The sequence below is a fragment of the Rhodococcus sp. BS-15 genome (assembly GCF_000813105.1).
Lineage (GTDB): Bacteria > Actinomycetota > Actinomycetes > Mycobacteriales > Mycobacteriaceae > Rhodococcoides.
Window position 1 is genome coordinate 1 of sequence record NZ_BAOX01000202.1, and the last position, 9,127, is coordinate 9,127.

At 64.4% G+C, this 9,127-nt stretch carries 13 protein-coding genes and 1 pseudogene; 7 read left to right on the forward strand and 7 right to left on the reverse strand.

The window, feature by feature from the left end; genetic code table 11:
* Positions 1 to 509 (forward strand): EAL domain-containing protein (locus RHBS_RS19335; RefSeq protein WP_145977547.1); only part of this gene is annotated, 509 nt, incomplete at its 5' end.
* Between the two features lie 82 nt (positions 510 to 591).
* On the opposite strand, the gene RHBS_RS19340 is transcribed toward RHBS_RS19335, so the two are convergent.
* Positions 592 to 789 (reverse strand): CsbD family protein, encoded by a 198-nt coding sequence (locus tag RHBS_RS19340; protein ID WP_121870515.1) that lies wholly within the window; start codon positions 787 to 789, stop codon positions 592 to 594.
* A gap of 119 nt (positions 790 to 908) precedes the next feature.
* Between RHBS_RS19340 and RHBS_RS19345 the strand changes: the two genes are divergently transcribed.
* Complete coding sequence (locus RHBS_RS19345; protein ID WP_128646255.1) at positions 909 to 1,370, forward strand: hypothetical protein; 462 nt, start codon at positions 909 to 911, stop codon at positions 1,368 to 1,370.
* Between the two features lie 67 nt (positions 1,371 to 1,437).
* Here the strand turns inward: RHBS_RS19345 and RHBS_RS19350 are convergent.
* The 5 genes and pseudogenes from RHBS_RS19350 to RHBS_RS30945 form a co-directional block, all read right to left on the reverse strand.
* Positions 1,438 to 1,985: pseudogene (locus RHBS_RS19350) on the reverse strand (Dps family protein).
* Positions 1,986 to 2,064: 79 nt separating this feature from the next.
* Positions 2,065 to 3,135 carry a TerC family protein gene (locus RHBS_RS19355; protein WP_121870513.1) on the reverse strand — a complete coding sequence of 357 codons (1,071 nt, stop codon included), beginning with the start codon at positions 3,133 to 3,135 and terminating at the stop codon, positions 2,065 to 2,067.
* A complete protein-coding gene (locus RHBS_RS29150; protein ID WP_183130214.1) occupies positions 3,132 to 3,287 on the reverse strand; it encodes a hypothetical protein in 156 nt (51 codons plus the stop codon). The genes RHBS_RS19355 and RHBS_RS29150 overlap by 4 nt, the downstream gene beginning before the upstream one ends.
* Positions 3,288 to 3,489: 202 nt before the next feature.
* Positions 3,490 to 4,404: a CdaR family transcriptional regulator gene (locus RHBS_RS19360; RefSeq protein ID WP_237669449.1), complete on the reverse strand. Its 915-nt coding sequence runs from the start codon at positions 4,402 to 4,404 to the stop codon at positions 3,490 to 3,492.
* A complete protein-coding gene (locus tag RHBS_RS30945) occupies positions 4,383 to 4,700 on the reverse strand; it encodes a hypothetical protein (protein ID WP_237669451.1) in 318 nt (105 codons plus the stop codon). The genes RHBS_RS19360 and RHBS_RS30945 overlap by 22 nt, the downstream gene beginning before the upstream one ends.
* Before the next feature lie 178 nt (positions 4,701 to 4,878).
* Here RHBS_RS30945 and RHBS_RS19365 point away from each other — a divergent pair, with 178 nt between their 5' ends.
* From RHBS_RS19365 to RHBS_RS30955, 3 genes are read left to right on the forward strand one after another with little or no spacing between them, the layout of a single operon-like run.
* Complete coding sequence (locus tag RHBS_RS19365; protein ID WP_121870512.1) at positions 4,879 to 6,321, forward strand: amino acid permease; 1,443 nt, start codon at positions 4,879 to 4,881, stop codon at positions 6,319 to 6,321.
* Entirely contained in the window at positions 6,318 to 6,722 is a 405-nt protein-coding gene (locus RHBS_RS30950; RefSeq protein WP_237669453.1) for a universal stress protein, read from the forward strand. The genes RHBS_RS19365 and RHBS_RS30950 overlap by 4 nt, the downstream gene beginning before the upstream one ends.
* Positions 6,719 to 7,216, forward strand: a complete 498-nt coding sequence (locus RHBS_RS30955) for a universal stress protein (RefSeq protein WP_237669455.1) — start codon at positions 6,719 to 6,721, stop codon at positions 7,214 to 7,216. Before RHBS_RS30950 ends, RHBS_RS30955 begins: the two co-directional genes overlap by 4 nt.
* Positions 7,217 to 7,220: 4 nt before the next feature.
* On the opposite strand, the gene speB is transcribed toward RHBS_RS30955, so the two are convergent.
* Entirely contained in the window at positions 7,221 to 8,180 is a 960-nt protein-coding gene (gene speB, locus RHBS_RS19375; protein ID WP_121872578.1) for an agmatinase, read from the reverse strand.
* A gap of 117 nt (positions 8,181 to 8,297) precedes the next feature.
* Here speB and RHBS_RS19380 point away from each other — a divergent pair, with 117 nt between their 5' ends.
* Together RHBS_RS19380 and RHBS_RS19385 are read left to right on the forward strand one after the other, a co-directional pair.
* Positions 8,298 to 8,930, forward strand: coding sequence for a helix-turn-helix domain-containing protein (locus RHBS_RS19380; protein WP_121870510.1), 633 nt, complete (start codon positions 8,298 to 8,300; stop codon positions 8,928 to 8,930).
* The coding region (locus RHBS_RS19385; protein ID WP_304627321.1) for a nitrilase-related carbon-nitrogen hydrolase at positions 8,927 to 9,127 on the forward strand (201 nt) is incomplete at its 3' end. The genes RHBS_RS19380 and RHBS_RS19385, both read left to right, overlap by 4 nt.

Below are 9,127 nucleotides of genomic sequence, written 5' to 3' on the forward strand. Positions count from 1 at the left end.
TGCCGCGGCGCTGGCGGGCGGCACGCGAGCGCGCGTACTCGCGGCGGGTGCGTTTCTTTCTCAACATCGAGCCGGGCTGCTTCGTCGACGAACGCGACGTCGACAGCCACCTCGATGCGATCGGTGACGACCTCGACGTCGTCCTCGAGATCACCGAGCGAGACCTCGACCGAAACGTCCCGTTGCTGATGGCCCTGGTTCGAGGAGCCCGCGCTCGCGGTATGTCGGTGGCCATGGACGACGTCGGTGCCACCCCTGCAACATTGGAATTGTTGGCCGCCGTCGCGCCGGACATCGTCAAACTCGACGCGTCGATCATCCGGTCCCCGTATCGGTCGCGCGCCGCGGTGCGGCAGGTGCGGGCCTACGTCCGCACGAGCGATGCCGTTCTGCTGGCAGAAGGAATCGAAACCCGCAGACATTTGCGTCGCGCCAGGTCCCTGGGAGCAACCCTCGGCCAAGGCTGGATGTTCGGCCGTCCGTTGCCGCTGCCGAATCCGCAGATCTGATCGGTGGCAGGCAACGAAGAAACCCCGCACCTTCGACGGCCGGGGCCTGGGTGCGGGGTTTCGATACGACCGATCGAGACGATCAGTTCGTGAACTTGTCCTTGATGTTGCCCGCGGCGTCCGAGACGTCGTCGCCGACCTGCTTGGTCTTGCCCGACGCCTGATCCTTTGCGCCTTCGGCAGCAAGATCGTCGTTGTCGGTCTTGTGGCCGATCTTTTCTTTGGCGTCGCCCACGAGCTCTTCTGCCTTGTGCTTTGCCTTGTCGATGAAATCAGCCATGGTGAACTCCTCGAGATCGATTGTTCTATCCGTTCTCGAGGAGCTATACCCGTGAGAGTCCGCAGTAATCATCGATGCGCGTGCGGGTAGTGCCGGGGTGATCGGGGTAGTCCTCGACAATGGATACAGAGATCGGTGCACAGCCCCCGCACGAGACCCCATCGCCCGAACACCGGCGTCCGAGCGGAGTCGACGATGCGACCGTGGCCGCAGTGGGAAAGATGTCCGAGGCGCTCGAGTGCGTGGAGCGGGCCAGGGGACACCTCTACTCGTTCCACCAACTGATGGGGCATTCCGACCTGCTGCTGGGGGAGGCCGTCGAGGCACTCGCCGAGGCAGATCACGACGCGATCGCGCAGCGAATCGACAACGACATGATCGGCAGGAACATCGCACCGGGGCGCTGGACGTTCCAGCTCGTCGAGGAATTCGACGACGGATACTGGAGCCCGTTACGCGAACACGAGCGGGCCGTCCGGGACGAATTGCTCGACGGACGTCGCCACGTCTTCGAGGCCGAGATGAAGGAGAAGCGTCGAACCCATGGCCGCAGCGGGCACGAGGCGAAGCCGTCCGACTGACCGTCCGCCCACAAAAAAGCACCGATCCCGCCGGTTGTCGGCGAGGTCGGTGCTGGAGTGTGAGTGTCTAGCCTGCTTGCTTCGCCGCGTCGACCTCGCTGGTCGCGTTGGCGGTGGACAGCTGGCCACCGGAATTCTCCAGGTGCGCGCGGACGAACCAGTGGAAGAGTTCGAGCTGTGCGCTCTGGCCGATGAGCATGTCCTCGGTGACGGGGTCGATCTCGCCGACCTCCTCGATGTTCTTGCGAGTGGTCTCGATGACTCCGGTGTAGACCAGGTCGAGTGCTCCGAGGTGCTCGATGGCCGTCGCGCGACCGATCGAGTAGTCGTCCCAGCTGCGCTCGGAGACGATGGTGCCGGTGTGCCCTTGGCCGAGGAGCCGAGGGTCGCGATGCGCTCGGCGACGTCGTCCGCGAATCCGCGAACTGCTTCGACCTGAGGATCGAGCATCTCGTGTACCGAGATGAAGTTGGGTCCGACGACATTCCAGTGAATGTGCTTGAGCGTCAGATGGAGGTCGTTGTACGCGTTCAGTCGATCTTGCAAGATCTCGGCGACGCGTGCGCCCTTTTCCGAGGTGAGTCCGGGAACGGTGTACGAGTTCTTTTCAGCCATGTGCAGGGATTGCCCCATCCCCTCGGAACACAAACATGCCCCGCCGAATCGAACTCGGCGGGGCATGTGTGGTGCGGGATCAGGACTTGTCGAGTCTCGGTGAATCCGTGCCCGACGTTCCGGTGGACGGGGTGCCTGCCGAGGATGTTCCGTCCGTCGGATCGACGATCGGGCTGTCGGCAGCGACGTCGTCGATCACGTCGGCACTGTCGTCTTCGGCCGGGGGATTCTTCAGGCTCAGGATGATCGAGCCTGCCAGGACCACGATGATGACCACCAGGCTGACCAACGAGGGGATCTCGGGGATCGAGGTGCTGATCACCTTGTGTCCGGCCTGGAGGATCAGCTTGACGCCGATGAAGGCGAGGATGATCGCCAGTCCCTTGGACAGGTAGTGGAACTTCTCGAGCAGCCCTGCGAGCAGGAAGTACAGGGCACGAAGGCCGAGGATGGCGAACGCGTTCGAGGAGTAGACGATGAACGGGTCGTCGGTCACCGCCAGGACGGCGGGAACGCTGTCGACTGCGAACACCAGGTCGGCGGCTTCGATTGCCACCACGACGGCGAGAAGTGGCGTGGCCACGCGCTTGCCGGCTTCCTTGACGAAGAACTTGGTACCGGAGTACTCGTCTTGGACCGGGATGATCTTGCGCAGCAGACGAACCGCGATCGAGTTGCCCGGGTCGTACGACTCCTCCTCGTCCTTCATCAGCTTGTAGGCGCTGTAGAGAAGGATGGCTGCGAAGACGAACAGAACGGCAGCGAACTTGCTGACGATGGCCACACCGGCGGCCAGGAAGATGGCACGGAAGACCAGGGCACCGATCACACCGAAGAACAGCACGCGGTGCTGGTACTCACGGGGAACCTTGAAGTAACCGAAGATCAGCGCGAAGACGAAGAGATTGTCGACGGACAGACTCTTCTCGAGCAACCAGGCCGTCGTGTATTCGACTCCGGCCGTGGTTCCCAACGTGAAGAACACCACGATGCCGAAGATGATGGCCACGCCGACCCACAGGGCGCTCCACCATGCGGCTTCCTTGAAACCGATGATGTGGGCACCGCGGTGCGCCAACAGGTCGATGGCCAACAGGATCAGTACGACGGCACCGAATGCCGCCCATGCCCACCACGGGACGACGTTCATGAACGGCCACCTCTACTCGTGAATTTGCTGCCGAGTTGCTTCAACTTCGCCTGATTCTCGGGCTTGGTCGCGTACCGACGTGCCTGATCGATCATCTTCTTGCCCTGTGGGCTGCGAGCGAACGATGTCAACTTCTGTGTCAACGACGCCATCTGTCACACGCTCCTTTTCGTTCTCGTCTGTCTTTTTCCTACCGATGTTCCGGCCGTGCGTTCGGGCCTCGGCGGAAAACGTTCGGTCATTCCGCGACTACTCCAGTGTGACTGTTCGCTTTCCTGCAGGCATGGTCGTTTTGCGGACACGTTTCGACCGATTTCGTTGCCCGGTTACGGCAATCAGAGCAGTTTCTCCCCGTCACGACGACGAGCGCACCTCGGGCCAGTCGAGCAGCTTCGCTCCGAGTACCGCCGTGTGCAGCGCGAATGCCTCGACGGGGTTGCCCACATTCTGCCCGGTCAAATCCTTTATTCGAGACAATCTGTAGGTGACCGCCCGCACCGACAGGTGCATCCGTCGTGCGGTGGAGGCGGTGTTCGCCCCGGTGTCGAAGTACACCTGCAACGTCTCCAGCAGCGGACCCGCCCCGCCTCGCGCGCCCAGCAACGGTGTCAACAACGTATCGACCAGATCGGCGATCGCCGCACGATCGCTGATCAGGACGCGGTAGACGAGCAGATCACGAGCATCGACGACAGATGCGTCGAATCCGAGCGAGGCGGCGAGATCGAGTGCGTCGAGGGCTTCCCGGTACGACGCCGCGACACCCACCGCCCCGCTGCGCGGCCGGCCGATCCCGATCTGCGTCCGGCCGTACTCTCCTTTGCGACGGAGATCGACCGATTCGCTCGACGCCGACGTACCGAGTGCGCGTCCCACCCGGTTGAGGACGTGGTCGACGGCGTCGAGGTCGGGTGCCGGGAACACCAGGATCAACCGGTCCTGCTTGGTGGCCACGAGCAACTCGGCGTCTCCCTTGCTGCCCTGCACGCTGCGCTCGACGAGGCTGATGGCAGAGCTCGCGTCGGTGAACGGCTTGGTCGACGTCACCACGGCCACCACGTGGGGACTCGACAGGTCGAGGCCGAACGTCTGCGCGCGCCCGAGTACCCCGGCGACATCGGAGGTGCCCGAAAGTAGATCGTCGACGAATTCACGGCGGGCGAGTACCTCGGCTCGCACGAGAGTGCGCCGGGCGAGCTGAAATCCCTCGGCCAGTTCGGCCACCGCGTCGTCTACCGCGCGCAGCATCACCTCGCCCGCGGTGACCACCCCCGGCGGGGGTCATCCGCGGCGGCGACGACAGCGGGTAGTTCTCGCCACAGCCGCCACGCCGAGGTCAGGTACAGATCCAGCAATGCCCGCAGTGCGACGCCCGCGCGGGCAGCAGCATCGCCCTGCGCTCGAAACTCGTGCAGCTGCCCACGGCTCAGTGGCACGCCGGCATCGACGGCGTCGGCGAGGACGTCGAGAAAGCTGCCCAGCAGAGCGACGTCGAGTCCGCCGGCGTCCGACGCTGCCTGCGCCGCGACCGAATCCAGCGGTAGCGCATCGCGCTGTGTGACCATCTGTTCTCGTGTCTCCCATCCGGACTCGAGGTCAATGGTATGCATCGCGGACGCGGCGGAGAAACGGATCGGTGTGTGAATCGACCGATTCCACCGCGTGTTCGGCGTGCGAGAGGCGGTATCTGAGAGCACAATCAGCCGATCCGCACCGTTCGTCTCGACATTGGGAGTGCCGGCCATGACATCGTCGAACAGACCTGCATCGAGTCTGCGATCGCAACTGCTTCGCAAGAAGCCGATCGTGGATCCGGACCAGCAGAGCAGTGGCGGGTTGGAACGGACCATCGGCACCTTCCAACTGACGATGTTCGGCGTCGGTGCCACCATCGGAACCGGTATCTTCTTCGTCCTCTCGCTCGCGGTTCCCGAAGCCGGTCCCGCAGTGGTGCTCTCGTTCCTCGCCGCGGGTATCGCGGCCGGTCTCGCCGCCATCTGCTACGCCGAAATGGCATCGGCGGTACCGGTTTCGGGCTCGACCTACTCCTACGCGTACGTGACGATGGGCGAGGTGGTCGCGATGGGCGTCGCCGCCTGCCTGTTGCTCGAATACGGAGTGTCGAGCGCTGCCGTTGCCGTCGGGTGGAGCGGGTACCTCAACGAGTTGTTGAACAACCTCTTCGGCTTCACCATCCCGCACGCGTTGTCCGCTGCGCCGGGTGACGCCGATCCCGGCATCATGAATCTGCCTGCAGTGGTGCTGATCGTGCTGTGCGCCGTTCTGCTCATTCGCGGTGCGAGCGAGTCGGCGGCCGTCAATGCAGTCATGGTCGTCATCAAACTCGGTGTGCTGGCGCTGTTCGCAATCGTCGGATTCACCGCCTTCGACTCCGGCAACTTCTCGGACTTCATGCCTTTGGGCGCAGCAGGCGTGACGGCGGCCGCGGGCACGATCTTCTTCTCGTTCATCGGACTCGACGCGGTGTCCACCGCGGGCGACGAGGTGAAAGATCCGCAGAAGACCATGCCGCGCGCCATCATTGCGGCGCTGATCGTCGTCATCGTCTTCTATCTCGTCGTGGCCGTGGCCGCCCTGGGGACTCAGCCGTGGACCGACTTCGCCGGCCAGGAGGAAGCCGGGCTGGCGGAGATCCTGCGCAACGTCACCGGGCAGGCCTGGCCGGCAACGATTCTGGCTGCAGGTGCAGTCATCTCGATCTTCTCGGTGACCCTGGTGACGATGTACGGGCAGACTCGCATCCTGTTCGCCATGGGCCGAGACGGCATGTTGCCCAAAGCTTTCGCCAAGGTCAGTCCGCGCACACACACGCCGGTCAACAACACGATCGTCGTCGCCGTCGTGATCTCGATCCTGGCCGCGTTCATTCCACTCGACAAGCTGGCGGACCTGGTGTCGATCGGCACCCTCGTCGCGTTCATCGTCGTGTCGATCGGAGTGATCGTGTTGCGCCGCTCGATGCCCGATCTCGAACGGCCGTTCAAGGTTCCTGGATACCCGGTGACTCCGGTGCTGTCGGTTCTCGCCTGCCTGTACATCCTGTCCGGACTGCACTGGACCACGTGGTTCTGGTTCGGGCTCTGGCTCGCGGTGGTGTTGGCGTTCTACTTCCTGTGGGGTCGGCATCATTCGGCGCTTCGATCGGTTGGGAAGGATGCGGAATGAGCGTCCTGATCGCCTTCGCGCCGGGGAAAGGCAGCGTGGGTGCCCTCGACCTCGGTGCCCAGCTCGCACGGTCGTTGGGCACCGAGATCGATGTGGCGACGGTGGTGCCCAAGCCGTGGTCGACTCCGTCGATGGCACGGGTGGATGCGGAGTTCGCCGACTGGGCAGCGACGACTGCAGCAGAGTCGGAGGCGAAAGCGCGCCACTACCTCGAAGATCGGGCACCCGACATCACCGCGTCGTTCCACCGATTCGCACACCGCTCGGTGTCGACGGCCTTGACCGAGGCGGCCGAGAACATTTCGGCCTCGGTACTGGTTCTCGGCTCCTCGGGCGACGGCGCACTCGGCAGGTGGTCGTCGGGTCGACGGCAGACAAGCTTCTGCATTCTTCCCCGGTGACCGTGGCACTCGCTCCGCGTGGCTACCGCATGCGCGACCGTGCCACTCTGACGCGGATCACCAGCGCGTTCTCCGGTGACAGCGAGGCCTCGCGCGTCGTGGGCCCGACCGCCGAACTCGCCCGCGCCGCGGGCATTCCGCTCCGCCTCGCCTCGTTCGTCGTACGTGGGGCGACGATGTATCCGCCCGAAGTCGGCCTACGCGTCGAGGACGACGTCGCCACCGAACTCGCCGTCGGGTTGAGCGAGGCCTTGACCGCAGCAATGGACGACGCAGTCGCAGTAGGGCTTCCGGCCGAACAGGTGACAACCGAACTGGCCATGGCAAGTAGCTGGCGCGAGGCCCTCGACGAAGTTCAGTGGCAGGACGGCGAAGTGCTCACCATCGGTTCGTCTGGGCCGCTGGGGCCGATCGCTCGGGTGTTCCTCGGGTCGCGGGCGACCAAGATCATCCGACATTCGCCGGTGCCGATCCTGGTGCTGCCGAGGCAGTGACGTTCTATCGGTTGAGAGCCAGCACCGAGAGCAATTCGTAGGCAACGTGTGCCGCTGCTATTCCGGTGATTTCGGCGTGATCGTAAGCGGGTGCCACCTCGACGATGTCGGCACCGACCACGTTCAGGCCGACGAGTCCACGCAGGGTGTTGAGCAACTCTCGGGACGTCATGCCACCGGCCTCGGGAGTGCCGGTACCCGGCGCATGCGCCGGGTCGAGAACATCGATGTCGACCGAGACGTAGACCGGGCCGCCGTCGAGGCGTCGGCGCATACGTTCGACGATGCTGGCGACGCCGTCGACCTCGTAGTCGTCGGACCGAATCACCTGGAAGCCGAGCACACGATCGTCCTCGAGGTCCTGCTCGCTGTACAGCGGGCCGCGAATGCCGATGTGCTGTGAGCGTTCGAGATCGATCAGACCTTCCTCGCTGGCCCGTCGGAACGGTGTGCCGTGAGTGTAGGGAGCACCGAAGTACGTGTCCCACGTATCGAGGTGCGCGTCGAAGTGCAATACCGCGATCGGCCCGTGATCGCGTGCGAGCGAACGCAGAATCGGCAGTGCGATGGTGTGGTCGCCGCCGAGAGTCAGAACCGAGGAGCCGTCGGCGCGTAGGTCCGTCACCGCGTCGTGCACCGTGGTCAGTGCCTCGGTGATGTCGAACGGATTGACGCCGATGTCGCCGAAATCCGCCACCTGTTGGCGGGCGAAGGGTGAGACCTTCAGCGCAGGGTTGTAGGGCCGCAACAGTTTCGAGGCCGCTCTGATGTGTCCCGGGCCGAAACGTGCGCCGGGGCGGTAGCTCACACCGGAGTCGAACGGAACGCCGAGGATGGTCACATCGGCCCGGGACACCTCGTCGAGACGGGGAAGCCGGGCGAACGTGGTGGGCTCGGCGTAGCGGGGGACCTTGGTGGCGTCGACCGGACCGATCGGGGTGTGCTCGGGATTGCTCGGGTTCATCGAGAATTCCTTCCGAATTGTCAGGAGTCCGGTGACAGTTGAGTCGACCAGTTCGCCCGGCAAGCGTTACTCTGATGCTCGATCTTGTCAACACGAGTTTCCTGAAGGGCGATAACGGTGTCGGTTGCTACGTCGGTCGAGAACGACGCACCGCGTATCGGTGCGCGGCTGAAGGAGGCTCGGCAGAAGAAGCGACTGACCCTCGACGCGCTGGCCGACACCTGTGGAGTGACCAAGGGGTATCTGTCCAAGCTCGAACGCGACCAGGTCAATGCGTCGGTGGCGTCCCTGGTTCGGGTCTGCGCCGCCTTGGAGCTTCCGGTCGGCTCGTTGTTCGACGACGCCCCGTCCGGTGAGGTGGTCCGGGCGCAGTCGTTGCCGCGCATCATGTTCGGCGGGGAGGCGATGACCGAGTACCTGCTGACACCGGTGGGGGAGCGTCGGGTGCAGGTGCTGCTGGGGGACATCGAGGAAGGTGGCGGCAGTGGCGCGGAGGCGTACACCCTTCCGCTCGATGTGACGTTCGTGCATGTGATCTCGGGTGAGCTGCGGGTGACCTTCGAGGCCGAAGCGGACCGTACGTTCGCGGGCGACGAGGTGCTGCTCGGTCCGGGCGACGCGTTCACCTTCTCGCCGCGTCGCCGGCACAGCTTTCGAGCCGAAGGCAGGGGCGGTGCTCAGGTCCTGTGGGTGTTGGCACCCGCGCTACCCGAGGAGTTACCTACGAGGAAACAGGAGTTGTCGCCATGACCGTGACCGTATCGCTGTTCCAAGGGCCCGAACTTGCCGGCGATGTCGACGCGAACCTCGCCGCACTCGACGACGCAGCGAGGAGCGCGGCTGCGGCCGGCGCGTCGATCCTGGTGACCCCGGAGATGTCGGTCAGCGGATACGACATCGGTGATCTGGTGCTCGAACGAGCCGAACCGTTCGACGGTCCGATCTTC